Source organism: Streptomyces chromofuscus (assembly GCF_015160875.1).
Taxonomy (GTDB): Bacteria; Actinomycetota; Actinomycetes; order Streptomycetales; family Streptomycetaceae; genus Streptomyces; species Streptomyces chromofuscus.
On sequence record NZ_CP063374.1, the window covers coordinates 4043624 to 4056532 of the forward strand.

The following is a 12909-nucleotide window of genomic DNA, read 5'->3' on the forward strand; positions in this document are numbered from 1 at the left end:
TCCCGATAGCCCGTGTTTCACGTGAAACACCCACCGCGCTGCACCACCCGCCGCCTGCCACACGCGAGCGATCCACGATCATCCGCAAGCCACACGCGAGTGGGGCCGCACCCCGAAGGGTGCGGCCCCACTCTCTGCTTCAGCGAGCGCAGCGCTTAGGCAGCGACGACCTCGATGCTGACCTTGGCGGCAACCTCGGGGTGCAGACGCACGGACGTCTCGTGGGCGCCCAGCGTCTTGATCGGCGTGCCGAGCTCGATGCGGCGCTTGTCGACCTCGGGGCCACCGGCAGCCTTGATCGCCGAGGCGACATCGGCCGGGGTGACGGAACCGAACAGACGGCCGGCGTCGCCGGAGCGGACGGCCAGACGGACCTTCACACCCTCGAGCTGGGCCTTGACCTGGTTGGCCTGCTCGATGGTCTGGATCTCGTGGATCTTGCGAGCACGACGGATCTGCTCAACGTCCTTCTCGCCACCCTTGGTCCAGCGGATAGCGAACTTCCGCGGGATCAGGTAGTTGCGAGCGTAACCGTCCTTGACGTCGACGACGTCGCCCGCGGCACCGAGGCCGGAGACCTCGTGGGTGAGGATGATCTTCATGAGTCGGTCACCCTTCCCTTATCGCGCGGTGGACGTGTAGGGCAGCAGCGCCATCTCACGGCTGTTCTTGACGGCCGTGGCGACGTCACGCTGGTGCTGCGTGCAGTTGCCGGTCACGCGGCGGGCACGGATCTTGCCGCGGTCGGAAATGAACTTCCGCAGCATGTTCGTGTCCTTGTAGTCCACGTACGTGACCTTGTCCTTGCAGAAAGCGCAGACCTTCTTCTTCGGCTTGCGCACAGGCGGCTTCGCCATGATGTTTCTCCTGTGTGATCAAGAAGTGTGGGTACGGGCCACCCTCGGCCGTGAGGCCTAGAAGGGGGGCTCGTCCGAGTAGCCGCCACCGCTGCCGCCGGAGCCACCGCCCCAGCCGCCACCACCCTGGCCGCCACCGGCGGGAGCGCCGGACGCCCACGGGTCGTCGGCAGGAGCGCCGCCGCCCTGCTGGCCGCCACCGGGGCCACCGCCCCAGCCGCCGCCCTGCTGACCGCCGCCACCGCCGCCGCCGTAACCGCCTTGGCCGCCCCGGCCGGCGGTCTTGGTGACCTTGGCCGTGGCGTTGCGCAGGCTGGGGCCGACTTCCTCGACGTCCAGCTCGAAGACCGTGCGCTTGACACCCTCACGGTCCTCGTAGGACCGCTGCTTCAGCCGGCCCTGCACGACGACGCGCATGCCTCGCTGGAGCGACTCGGCGACGTTCTCCGCCGCCTGGCGCCAGACCGAGCAGGTCAGGAACAGGCTCTCGCCGTCCTTCCACTCGTTGGTCTGACGGTCGAAGGTGCGGGGCGTGGACGCGACACGGAACTTCGCGACCGCCGCACCGGAGGGGGTGAAGCGCAGCTCGGGGTCGTCGACAAGATTGCCGATGACCGTGATGACGGTCTCGCCTGCCATGGGGGAACCTCTCGGCGGGTTTGCTGCTGGCTGCTTGTGGTGCTACTCGAGTCCCGGGATCGGCTGAGCGAGAGCTCAGTGGGTCTCGGGACGGAGGACCTTGGTCCGGAGGACCGACTCGTTCAGGTTCATCTGGCGGTCGAGCTCCTTGACGACCGCAGGCTCGGCCTGCAGGTCAATGACCGAGTAGATGCCCTCGGGCTTCTTCTTGATCTCGTACGAGAGACGACGACGGCCCCAGGTGTCGACCTTCTCGACCTTTCCGCCACCGTCACGGACGACAGAAAGGAAGTTCTCGATCAGCGGGGAGACAGCGCGCTCCTCGAGATCGGGGTCGAGGATGACCATCACCTCGTAGTGACGCATGTGGAACCCACCTCCTTTGGACTCAGCGGCCACGGTCGTTCCGTGGCAGGAGGGTCGTGATGCGTACGCAACGGTATCGGCCACCACTGACAATCGGGGGCCCTGTGCGGGCTTCCGGCCGTGGTCTGGGCAGACACCGGTGCAGACGGTACAGAGTACCCGCACACCGGCTTCCGGTTGAAATCCGGCCGCCGTGACCGTCAATCTGTACACATCGGGTGTGTATGGCGCTACGATGCGCCGCCTTCCGCAGGAGGTGCCCCATGGCACAAGCATTGCGACCCAACACCGCCGGATCCCTCTTCGCCACGGACGGCAGGCCCCATCCCGTCCAGCACGCACTGCTCGCGGTGACGCTGGTCCTCGGAGTGGTCGCGTTCGTCACGGCGATGTTCCCGAGCCTCCATCTGATCAGCTCCTGGACCGGCCTGGCCGGCATCCTCACCGGGGCCTACGGTCAGTGGATCTCGGAGACGACCCGCGAACGCTTCGGACTGGTGCTGGGCCTCGGTGCCTCGGCCGTCGGCTTCTTCCTGGGCATGGCCCAGGGAGGGCTTTTCGGCGGGCTTTTCTGACCTCTTCCGACCCACCCGGTCACACTCGTCCCACACCCACCGAGCCCTTCGGGGCTCGGTGTTCGCCGCCGCGGCCGCGACAGGCCGAGGAGAAGGTTGCGCACGCCCAGTCGGGGCGCTCGTGGGGCGCAGTAGGCTTCGGCGCGAGAGCCGGAGCCCCTGAACCCATGGGGACACACCAGCCCGAGGAGCGCCCCGAATGAGCCTGACCCTGAGGACCATCAGTCGAGAGCAGCATCTGGCCTATGTCCAGAGCCTGCCGTCGGCGAGTCACATGCAGGTCCCGGCCTGGGCGGACGTCAAGGCGGAATGGCGCTCGGAGAACCTCGGCTGGTTCGACGAGCGGACCGGCGAACTGGTCGGCGCGGGCCTGGTGCTCTACCGCCAGCTGCCCAAGATCAAGCGCTACCTCGCCTACCTCCCCGAAGGCCCGGTCATCAACTGGTTCGCGCCGAATCTGGACGACTGGATCCAGCCGATGCTGGCCCACCTGAAACAGCAGGGCGCCTTCTCCGTGAAAATGGGCCCGCCCGTGATCATCCGGCGCTGGGAGGCCACGTCCATCAAGCGGGGCATCCAGGACCCGGACGTCAAGCGCCTGCGGGACATCGAGGCCGACTTCATCGAGCCACGCGCCTTCGAGGTCGCCGACAAGCTCCGGCGCATGGGCTGGCAGCAGGGCGAGGACGGGGGGGCCGGCTTCGGCGACGTGCAGCCCCGTTACGTCTTCCAGGTGCCGCTGGCCAACCGCTCCCTGGAGGAGGTCCACAAGGACTTCAACCAGCTGTGGCGCCGCAACATCAAGAAGGCCGAGAAGGCCGGCGTCGAGGTCGTCCAGGGCGGTTACCAGGACCTCGAGGAGTGGCAGCGGCTGTACGAGATCACGGCCGTGCGCGACCACTTCCGGCCCCGCCCGCTGGGGTACTTCCAGCGCATGTGGACAGCCCTCAACAACGAAGACCCCAACCGCATGCGGCTGTACTTCGCCCGCCACAACGGCGTGAACCTCTCCGCGGCGACGATGCTCATCGTCGGCGGGCACGTCTGGTACTCCTACGGCGCCTCCGACAACATCGGCCGCGAGGTGCGCCCCTCGAACGCCATGCAGTGGCGGATGCTGCGCGACGCGTACGCGCTCGGCGCCACCGTCTACGACCTGCGCGGCATCTCCGACTCGCTGGACGAGTCGGACCACCTCTTCGGACTCATCCAGTTCAAGGTCGGCACGGGCGGGCAGGCCGCCGAGTACCTCGGCGAGTGGGACTTCCCGCTGAACAAGCTGCTCCACAAGGCGCTCGACATCTACATGTCGCGCCGCTGAGCCCGCCGTCCGCTTCCCCAGCTTCCATCCCTCTGCCACACCGCAGCCACGAGAAAGGTTCCAGGTCCGGCCATGGCGCTCACGCTCTACGTCGACACCGCGCGCTGGCGGGCGCACCACAAGCACGTGCAGGAGCAGTTCCCGGGACTCGTCCCGGTCTGCAAGGGCAACGGCTACGGCTTCGGACACGAGCGCCTCGCGGAGGAGGCCACACGGCTGGGCTCCGACGTCCTCGCCGTGGGCACGACGTACGAGGCCGCGCGCATCAAGGACTGGTTCGGCGGTGACCTGCTGGTGCTGACGCCGTACCGGCGCGGCGAGGAGCCCGTACCGCTGCCCGACCGCGTCATCCGCTCGGTGTCGTCGATCGACGGCGTCTACGGCCTCGTGGGCGCCCGTGTGGTCATCGAGGTGATGTCCTCGATGAAGCGCCACGGCATCAGCGAGCAGGATCTGGCGCAACTGCACTCCGCCATCGAGAACGTCCGGCTGGAGGGCTTCGCCATCCACCTGCCGCTGGACCGCACGGACGGCTCGGACGCCGTCGAGGAGGTCATCGGCTGGATGGACCGCCTGCGCGCGGCCCGGCTGCCGCTGCACACGATGTTCGTCAGCCACCTCAAGGCCGAGGAACTCACCCGGTTGCAGCAGCAGTTCCCGCAGACGCGCTTCCGCGCCCGGATCGGCACGCGGCTGTGGCTGGGGGACCACGACGCCACCGAGTACCGCGGTGCGGTCCTGGACGTCACGCGCGTCTCCAAGGGCGACCGGTTCGGCTACCGGCAGCAGAAGGCGGCCTCGGACGGCTACCTGGTGGTCGTGGCGGGCGGCACGTCGCACGGGGTGGGCCTGGAGGCCCCCAAGGCGCTGCACGGCGTCATGCCGCGCGCGAAGGGCGTCGCCCGCGCCGGCCTCGCCACGGTCAACCGGAACCTCTCGCCGTTCGTCTGGGGCGGCAAGCAGCGCTGGTTCGCCGAGCCGCCGCACATGCAGGTATCCATCCTGTTCGTGCCGGCGGACGCGCCGGAACCGAAGGTCGGTGACGAGTTGGTGGCCCATCTGCGGCACACCACCACGCAGTTCGACCGTCTCGTCGACCGCTGACGGCGGCGACGTACGACGACGAGAAGGCCGTACACGGATCTCCGTGTACGGCCTTCTCGTCGTCCGGCTCCCCCCTACGACGCCCAGAGCGTTGTTCGCTCAGGGCGAACCGGTGTTCTCCTTGCCGCTGCCCCACTCCACGTGAGGCACCTCGAACTGCGCCGCCTGCTGCGGCGGACGGGCCGCGGGTCCCAGGACGAACACATCCGCAGCGCGGTCGAGCACGCCCCCGGAGGGATCGTCCTCGCCGCCGCGGCGGACCACGTCCCGGTCCGGCATGAGAATGTCGCGCACGACCACGACACACAGGTACAGGGTGCCCAGCAGGTGCACGCCGATCGCCCAGTGGTAGCCGTCGGTCGGCAGACCCTTGTGGGCGTCTCCGCTGGTCGTGTAGGCGAGGTACATCCAGATGCCCAGGAAGTACGCCACCTCGCAGGCCTGCCAGATCAGGAAGTCCCGCCACTTCGGCCGGGCCAGCGCGGCCAGCGGGACCAGCCACAGGACGTACTGCGGCGAGTAGACCTTGTTGGTGAGGACGAAGGCCGCCACGATCAGGAAGGCCAGCTGGGCGAAGCGCGGTCGGCGCGGCGCGGTGAAGGTGAGTGCCGCGATACCGACGCAGCACAGCAGCATCAAAAGCGTGGCCAGCGTGTTGACGGTGTCGGTGCTGAGCGGATCACTGGAGTTCTGGACCAGGATGAGCCAGAAGGACCCGAAGTCGACACCTCGCTCCTGGCTGAACGTGTAGAACTTCGACCAGCCGTCGAAGGCGAAGAGCATGACCGGCAGGTTCACGACCAGCCAGGCGACGACCGCGCCGGCGAGTGCCTTGCCGAAGTCCCGCCACCTGCCGGCCCGCCAGCACAGCACGAACAGCGCCCCGAGCAGGAACAGGGGATAGAGCTTGGCGGCCGTGGCGAGCCCCAGGAGCACACCGAAGGCGACGGAACGGCCCCGCGACCACATCAGCATCGCCGCGGCCGTCAGAGCGACCGCCAGCAGGTCCCAGTTGATGGTGGCGGTCAGCGCGAAGGCGGGCGCCAGGGCGACCAGCAGACCGTCCCAGGGGCGCCGGGCGTGCGTCCGGGTCACACAGACGGCGATGACGGCCGCGCAGACCATCAGCATCCCGGCGTTGACCATCCAGTACCACTGCTGCTGGTCCTGGATGCTGCCGCTGCCGGGCGTGATCCAGGCGGCGACCTCCATGAAGACGCCGGTCAGCACCGGATACTCGAGGTACTCCATGTCGCCGGGGAGCCTGTCGAAGTACGGCACGAGCCCATCGGCGAAACCGCGCCCGTTGTAGAGGTGCGGGATGTCCGAGTAGCACGCATGCGTGTACTGCGAACTGGCGCCGAAGAACCAGGCGCCGTTGTAGCAGGGCGCCTTCTGGACCAGTCCGAGGGCGAACATACCCACCGCCACGAGCACGATCACCCGCACGGGAGTCCACCAGGACGTCCCGAGCAGGGCGCGTCGCCCCAGGGGACCACCGATCAGCTCACTGCCGCTCGCGGCGACCTCGTCGACCGTGGTGGGCCGCACCGGGTCCGGCTCGTGCGCGCTCGCTTGCGTCGTCTCTGCACTGGGCATGGGGCACATCCTGCCGTACGAGTCTGGGAATACGCCGAGGGCCGCCGCACCTGACCGGTGCGGCGGCCCTGTTTCACGTGAAACAGTCATTTCGGTTTCACGTGAAACACCCCTCTACGGGCGATACGGAGGCTAGGTCGTGCCTCCGAAGAGGCCGCCCCCGTTGCCGCCGTTGCCATTGCCGTTGCCGCCGGTGGTCTCCGCGCCCGTCTCCGTGGGCTCGGGTGAGACGGTCACGCCCCCGTCGGTGCCACCGTTGTCCGTGCCGCCGTTGTCCGTGCCACCGTTCTCCTCACAGTTCCAGTCGAACGGCTCACAGGTGCCGCTCGCCGACGGCGAGGGGGTGTTGTCCTTGGGCTTGGTACGCGTCGGCGCGGGGGTCGGGCTCTCCTCCTCGGTCTCGGTGATCGTGGGAGTCGGCGTCGGGGACGGGGCCTCGTTGATCACCTCACCGATGGGCTGCGGAGTCGGGAACTTCTTGGCCGGCTCGCCCTTCAGGGCCTGCTCCATGTAGTCGTGCCAGATCTCGGCCGGGAACGAGGCACCGTGGATCGACTTCTGGTTGCCCGTGCCGTACATCTCCAGGAACGTGCGGTTCTTGATGCTCTCGTCGTCCGGGTATCGGAACATGCTGATCGCGGTCGACAGCTGAGGGGTGTAGCCGACGAACCAGGCCGACTTGTTGCCGTCGGTGGTACCGGTCTTGCCGGCCACCTCCCGGCCCGTCAGCTGGGCGTTGGTACCCGTGCCGTCCTCGACGACGGTCTTCAGGACGTCGGTGACATTGTCGGCGACCTTCGCGGTGAAGGCCTGCTCGGTCTTAGTCGCGTGCTCGTAGAGCGTGCCGTCCTTGTCCGTCACCTTGTTCACGGAGTACGGGTCGTTCTGCTTGCCGCTGGCCGCGAAGGTGGCGTACGAGCCCGCCATGCGGATCGCGCTGGGGTCGGAGATGCCGAGGGAGAACGACGGGTAGTCGATGCCGGCCAGGCTGGACTCCAGAACGCCCGCCCGAACGGCCGCCTCCTTCACCTTGTCCAGGCCGACGTCCATGCCGAGCTGCACATAGGCCGAGTTCACCGAGTGCTGCATCGCCTCACGGAGGTCGATCTGGTATTTCGGTGCCTCGCCGTACGTCTGGTCACCGTCGTTGACCTGCAGCCACTCCTCGCCCTTGTCGTTCTGCCAGACCGTTCCGTCGTATTGCTTGATCTTGAGCTTGTTCTTGCCGCTGTACAGGCTCTTGGGGGAGACCACGGTGCGTTCGTCCTGGGCCTGCGTGGGGCCGAGCTCGGGATCGCGGACGCCCCAGTTCATGGCCGCCGCGAGCACGAAGGGCTTGAACGTCGATCCGACCTGTGCGCCGGTCTCGTTCGCGTTGTTGGTGAAGTGCTTGGTGGCGTCCTCACCGCCGTAGATGGCCACGATGGCCCCGCTCGCCGGATCCACGGAAGCGCCGCCGAACTGGACGTGCGTGTCCGTGTCGGGACGCTTCTTGGGGTCGATGTTGGCCTTCTGGACCTTCTTGACCGCCTTCTCGAGTTCGTTGACCTTCTTCTTGTCGAAGGTCGTGTGGATCGAGAGGCCGCCTTCCCGGAGCTTGCGCTCGGTGACCTGGGTCTTGTCGCTGTTGTTGAGCAGGTAGCCGTTGGCCAGGTCGACGAGGTAACCGATCTGGCCGCTCAGCGCCCTGTTCGCCCGGGGGTTCTCGACCTTGGGCAGCGTCGTGTACTTGGCTCGCTCGGTGGCGCTCAGGTGGCCGTACTCGACCATCTTGTCGAGCGTGTCCTGCATCTGGGTCAGGGCCCGCCTGCTGTTGTCCTCGGGCGTGGCGGCGGGGTCGATGGAGGTCGCGCCGGCCGGGTCGTAGTACGTGGCGCCCTTGAGCATGGCCGAGAGGAACGCGCACTCGCCCGCGTTCAGGTCGATGGCCTCCTTGTTGAAGTAGGCGCGTGCCGCGGCCTGAATACCGAAGGCGCTGCGGCCGTAGTACGCGGTGTTGAGGTAGCCCTCCATGATGTCGTCCTTGGGGACGGAGGCGCCCACCTTGATGGAGACGAAGAGCTCTTTGAACTTACGGCTGATCGTCTGCGACTGGTCGTCCAGCATGGCGTTCTTGACGTACTGCTGGGTGATGGTGGAACCACCCTGCGTCTCGCCGCCCCGAGCCATGTTGAACACCGCGCGGGCGATGCCCCTCGGGTCGACGCCGCTGTCCGTCGTGAAGGTCTTGTTCTCCTGCGAGATGACCGCGTACTGCATGTTCTTGGGGATCTGCGACAGATTGATGATCTGCCGGTTCGTCTCCCCGCCCGTGGACACCATCTCGGTGCCGTCGGCCCAGTAGTAGACGTTGTTCTGCGCCTTGGCGGCCTGCGCGACATTCGGGACGCCCACCATGGCGTAGCCGATGCCCGCGACGGCGATCATGCTGCCGAAGAAGCCGAGGCACAGGCCCGAGATGAGCTTCCAGGACGGCATCCAACGGCGCCAGCCGTACCGGCCCGCGCGCGGATAGTCGATGATCCGCTTGCTGTCGGAGGCTGGCGCGCGTCCGCGGCCCGGCCCGGTCGCGCCAGCGCGCCGGCTGCCCCGGCCGGGGTCAGGTGCTCTGCGTCGGCCACCACCACTTCTCTGCGCCGCGCGCCGGGCCTCGGCGCGGCCGCCGTAGGGCCGCTCCTCGCCTCCGGACTCGTAGGAACCCGACCCGTACGCGTCGGAAGGAGACCCTGTGGCGCCTCGCGGTGCCGCACGGCGGCCGGAGGACGAACCGGACGTGCCGCGTCGGGCCGCGGCACGTCCGCCTCCCTGCGGCTGTGGCGGTTTGCGACGGTGCTCGCTCATCGAACGACTACTCCTAGGGCAGGCGCACCATGGCGCGCCTGGAAACGGCGGCTGGTTTCCGGTCCCCCCGAAGTACGGATGCGGTCCGTTCCGCATTCACCCGTACTGCACCAGGGACAAGGACGCCCCCAGACGCAACTCGGTTCCCGGTGGTGTGCATGCCGCACAGACTACGCAGCACCAAAACGCACCTAGTCCTGAAGTTCACCCCAAAACAGGCAACTCGCCCCCAACGAATCGGTGATGTGACGCCGCTCACGATTCCGCCCCTTGTCGCATTCGCAGCGCCGTTCTATCGTCGTGATGTATCGAGTCGATACATCAGCTCGACATAATGACCGTGGCGGCCCGACCGCAGCAGAGAGGAGGCGACGATGAGCCGGCGTTCCGGCATCCTCGAGTTCGCCGTACTCGGCCTGCTCCGCGAATCTCCGATGCACGGCTATGAGCTGCGCAAACGACTCAACACGTCACTGGGTGTGTTCCGGGCGTTCAGCTACGGGACGCTCTACCCCTGCCTCAAGACGCTGGTCGCAAACGGCTGGTTGATCGAGGAGCCGGGAAACACCACCGAGGACGCCCTCGCCGCTCCGCTCGCCGGCCGTCGCGCCAAGATCGTCTATCGGCTGACGCCGGAAGGTAAGGAGCACTTCGAGCAGCTGCTCGCGCAGACGGGCCCCGACGCGTACGAGGACGAGACCTTCGCCGCCCGGTTCGCCTTCTTCGGCCAGACCTCCCGTGACGTACGCATGCGCGTGCTGGAGGGGCGCCGCAGCCGGCTGGAGGAGCGTCTGGAGAAGATGCGCGCCTCCCTGGCCCGCACCCGCGAGCGCCTCGACGACTACACCCTCGAGCTCCAGCGCCACGGAATGGAGTCCGTGGAGCGCGAAGTGCGCTGGCTGAACGAGCTCATCGAGAGCGAGCGGGCCGGTCGGGACCTTCGCGGTTCCGCCACCGGGGGGTCCGCTCAGCAGGACACCACATCTGGAGCGTCGGGCGACCTGCCCCGGCCCGGGGACACCTCCCGGCCGGATTCGTCCGACGACACCGCCACGTGAGGTCCCCGTCAGGGCCTCACCGAGTACACACAGGGAGCAACCGGAATGGGTTCGGTTCGCGTAGCCATCGTCGGCGTGGGCAACTGCGCCGCGTCGCTGGTGCAGGGAGTCGAGTACTACAAGGACGCCGACCCGGCGTCCAAGGTCCCCGGCCTGATGCACGTCCAGTTCGGTGAGTACCACGTCCGTGACGTGGAGTTCGTCGCCGCCTTCGATGTCGACGCGAAGAAGGTCGGCCTCGACCTCGCGGACGCCATCGGCGCATCCGAGAACAACACCATCAAGATTTGCGACGTGCCCAACACCGGTGTCACCGTCCAGCGCGGCCACACCCTCGACGGTCTCGGCAAGTACTACCGCCAGACCATCGAGGAGTCCGCCGAGGAGCCGGTCGACGTCGTCCACATCCTCAAGGACAAGCAGGTCGACGTCCTCGTCTGCTACCTGCCCGTCGGCTCCGAGGACGCAGCGAAGTACTACGCCCAGTGCGCCATCGACGCCAAGGTCGCCTTCGTCAACGCCCTCCCGGTGTTCATCGCCGGCACCAAGGAGTGGGCGGACAAGTTCACCGAGGCCGGTGTCCCGATCGTCGGTGACGACATCAAGTCCCAGGTCGGCGCCACCATCACGCACCGCGTCATGGCGAAGCTGTTCGAGGACCGGGGCGTCATCCTGGACCGCACGATGCAGCTGAACGTCGGCGGCAACATGGACTTCAAGAACATGCTCGAGCGCGAGCGCCTGGAGTCCAAGAAGATCTCCAAGACGCAGGCCGTCACCTCGCAGATCCCCGACCGGGACCTCGGCGAGAAGAACGTCCACATCGGCCCGTCCGACTACGTCGCCTGGCTCGACGACCGCAAGTGGGCGTACGTGCGCCTCGAGGGCCGTGCCTTCGGTGACGTCCCGCTGAACTTGGAGTACAAGCTCGAGGTCTGGGACTCCCCGAACTCGGCCGGCGTCATCATCGACGCCCTGCGCGCCGCGAAGATCGCCAAGGACCGCGGCATCGGCGGCCCGATCCTCTCCGCGTCGAGCTACTTCATGAAGTCCCCGCCGGTGCAGTACTTCGACGACGAGGCCCGCGAGAACGTCGAGAAGTTCATCAAGGGCGAGGTCGAGCGCTAGGTCTCACCTCTTTTTCGGGCCGAGGGCCCCCGAGGCAGTGCGCCCGGGGGTCCTCCCCGTATGTGAGGCTGTGCCCATGGCCGTCGTACGTGATCTACGCGTCCTGCTCCGCTTCCGGTACTTCCGGCGCCTGCTCGCCGTACGGCTGCTCTCCCAGGGCGCCGACGGCGTGTACCAGGTCGGGCTCGCCACCTACGTCGTCTTCTCCCCGGAGCGGCAGACCTCACCCGCCGCGATCGCCTCGGCCATGGCGGTCCTGCTGCTCCCGTACTCCCTCGTGGGCCCGTTCGCCGGCGTCCTGCTGGACCGCTGGCGCCGCCGCCAGGTCTTCCTGTACGGCAACCTGCTGCGCGCCCTGCTGGCTTCGGCGACGGCGGTCCTGATGATCAGGCCGGTACCGGACTGGCTCTTCTACGTCTCCGCCCTGTGCGTCACGGCCGTCAACCGATTCGTCCTCGCGGGCCTGTCCGCCGCGCTGCCCCGCGTGGTCGACGAGGACCGGCTGGTGATGGCCAACTCCCTGTCCCCGACAGCCGGGACACTCGCCGCGACCGCCGGCGGCGGCCTCGCCTTCGTCGTACGACTGCTGATCGCGGACTCGGACGCCGCCGTGGTGCTGGTGGGCGCCGCGCTGTACCTCTGCTCCGCCATGGCGTCGCTGCGCATCGGACAGGAACTGCTGGGCCCGGACCAAGCGTTGATCCAGCCGCGCCTGCGGGCCGCGGTCTCCGGCACCGCCCGCGATCTCGTGGCGGGGCTGCGCCATCTCGCCGCTCCCGCACGACGGGAGGCCGCCTGGGCGCTCACGTCGATGACGCTGATGCGGTTCTGCTACGGCGCCCTGACGGTCACTCTGCTGATGCTCTGCCGCTACGCCTTCACCACCGACACCGACGACGGACTCGCGCTGCTGGGGCTGGCGGTGGGCATCGCGGGCGCCGGCTTCTTCGCGGCGGCCGTATTGACGCCCTGGGCCGCCGGCCGGTTCGGCCCCGGCCGCTGGATCGTCGTCTGCGCGGCGTCCGCCGCCGTCCTGGAGCCCGTGCTCGGACTTCCCTTCGCCACCGAGCCCATGCTGGCCGCGGCATTCGTCCTCGGCCTGACCACCCAGGGCGCCAAGATCTCCACGGACACGATCGTGCAGTCCTCGGTCGACGACGGCTTCCGCGGACGGATCTTCTCCCTCTACGACGTCCTGTTCAACGTCGCCTTCGTCGCCGCCGCCGGAGTGGCCGCCCTGATGCTGCCCCCGGACGGACGCTCGGTCCCGCTGGTCCTGACGGTGGCGGTGATCTACGGAACGGTTGCGGTGACTATGGCCCGCTTTGAACTCCGGTGAGTGTCACATCAGAGCCACAGAGCGGCTCTGAGTGGTGGCGTTGTCAGTGGGGCGCTGTAGCTTACGTGGGTCTTACGCGCGA

12 protein-coding genes are annotated in these 12909 nt (G+C 67.9%); 6 read left to right on the forward strand and 6 right to left on the reverse strand.

Annotated elements, in window-relative coordinates; all coding sequences use genetic code 11:
• Positions 1-155 precede the first annotated feature (155 nt).
• From rplI to rpsF, 4 genes are all read right to left on the reverse strand, one after another.
• Positions 156-602, reverse strand: a complete 447-nt coding sequence (gene rplI, locus IPT68_RS18265; protein ID WP_189696007.1) for a 50S ribosomal protein L9 — start codon at positions 600-602, stop codon at positions 156-158.
• An 18-nt stretch (positions 603-620) separates the two neighbouring features.
• Positions 621-857, reverse strand: coding sequence for a 30S ribosomal protein S18 (gene rpsR / locus IPT68_RS18270; RefSeq protein WP_003949403.1), 237 nt, complete (start codon positions 855-857; stop codon positions 621-623).
• Positions 858-914: 57 nt separating this feature from the next.
• Positions 915-1496 carry a single-stranded DNA-binding protein gene (locus tag IPT68_RS18275; RefSeq protein ID WP_189696006.1) on the reverse strand — a complete coding sequence of 194 codons (582 nt, stop codon included), beginning with the start codon at positions 1494-1496 and terminating at the stop codon, positions 915-917.
• A 75-nt stretch (positions 1497-1571) separates the two neighbouring features.
• Positions 1572-1862 carry a 30S ribosomal protein S6 gene (rpsF, locus tag IPT68_RS18280; RefSeq protein ID WP_004985983.1) on the reverse strand — a complete coding sequence of 97 codons (291 nt, stop codon included), beginning with the start codon at positions 1860-1862 and terminating at the stop codon, positions 1572-1574.
• Positions 1863-2125: 263 nt separating this feature from the next.
• On the opposite strand from rpsF, the gene IPT68_RS18285 reads away from it, so the two are divergent.
• The 3 genes from IPT68_RS18285 (at position 2126) to IPT68_RS18295 (ending at position 4862) form a co-directional block, all read left to right on the forward strand.
• The gene (locus IPT68_RS18285) at positions 2126-2437 is read left to right on the forward strand and encodes a hypothetical protein (RefSeq protein WP_189696005.1); all 312 of its coding nucleotides are present in this window, start codon (positions 2126-2128) and stop codon (positions 2435-2437) included.
• 199 nt (positions 2438-2636) lie between these two features.
• Positions 2637-3758: a peptidoglycan bridge formation glycyltransferase FemX gene (femX, locus tag IPT68_RS18290; protein ID WP_189696004.1), complete on the forward strand. Its 1122-nt coding sequence runs from the start codon at positions 2637-2639 to the stop codon at positions 3756-3758.
• A 72-nt stretch (positions 3759-3830) separates the two neighbouring features.
• A complete protein-coding gene (locus tag IPT68_RS18295) occupies positions 3831-4862 on the forward strand; it encodes an alanine racemase (protein ID WP_194073989.1) in 1032 nt (343 codons plus the stop codon).
• 99 nt (positions 4863-4961) lie between these two features.
• Here IPT68_RS18295 and IPT68_RS18300 read toward each other — a convergent pair whose 3' ends face one another.
• Positions 4962-6461, reverse strand: coding sequence for a glycosyltransferase family 87 protein (locus IPT68_RS18300; protein WP_373300486.1), 1500 nt, complete (start codon positions 6459-6461; stop codon positions 4962-4964).
• 132 nt (positions 6462-6593) lie between these two features.
• Positions 6594-9302, reverse strand: a complete 2709-nt coding sequence (locus IPT68_RS18305; protein ID WP_189696001.1) for a transglycosylase domain-containing protein — start codon at positions 9300-9302, stop codon at positions 6594-6596.
• 374 nt (positions 9303-9676) lie between these two features.
• Between IPT68_RS18305 and IPT68_RS18310 the strand changes: the two genes are divergently transcribed.
• The 3 genes from IPT68_RS18310 (at position 9677) to IPT68_RS18320 (ending at position 12827) form a co-directional block, all read left to right on the forward strand.
• Positions 9677-10360, forward strand: coding sequence for a PadR family transcriptional regulator (locus IPT68_RS18310; protein WP_189696000.1), 684 nt, complete (start codon positions 9677-9679; stop codon positions 10358-10360).
• Between the two features lie 45 nt (positions 10361-10405).
• Positions 10406-11488, forward strand: coding sequence for an inositol-3-phosphate synthase (locus IPT68_RS18315; protein ID WP_189695999.1), 1083 nt, complete (start codon positions 10406-10408; stop codon positions 11486-11488).
• A gap of 76 nt (positions 11489-11564) precedes the next feature.
• Positions 11565-12827: an MFS transporter gene (locus IPT68_RS18320; RefSeq protein ID WP_189695998.1), complete on the forward strand. Its 1263-nt coding sequence runs from the start codon at positions 11565-11567 to the stop codon at positions 12825-12827.
• The last annotated feature ends 82 nt before the right edge of the window (positions 12828-12909 follow it).